Origin of the sequence: Tritonibacter sp. SIMBA_163 (assembly GCF_046535935.1) — a bacterium.
GTDB lineage: Bacteria > Pseudomonadota > Alphaproteobacteria > Rhodobacterales > Rhodobacteraceae > Epibacterium > Epibacterium scottomollicae.
This window is the reverse complement of the sequence record NZ_JAWJBP010001044.1, coordinates 1-246: the sequence shown is the minus strand read 5'-3', so window position 1 is coordinate 246 and position 246 is coordinate 1. Positions and strand designations below refer to the sequence as shown.

General features: G+C 63.0%; 1 pseudogene. It reads right to left on the bottom strand.

The annotated features are described in order from the left end of the window. Window positions 1–246, bottom strand: a pseudogene (locus R0J92_RS25520) (C4-dicarboxylate ABC transporter); the annotation flags it as partial.

The following is a 246-nucleotide window of genomic DNA, read 5'->3' as shown; positions in this document are numbered from 1 at the left end:
GAGGATCGAGCCCAGGACCGCCAGGATCAGGATGGCGAGCGGCAGGAAGGATGTGACGATCATCCCCATCAGCTTCAGGAACGGCACGTCGGGCACTTCTTCGGCCGTCGGCTTCGGTGCAATGCTCGGCTGCAGGATGGATCGCCCAACGATATAGACGAGATACAGCCCGACCAGCGTCAGTCCCGGCAGCAGTGCCGCGGAATAGAGCCGTACGATCGATGTGCCGGAGGCGGCGGCATAGAC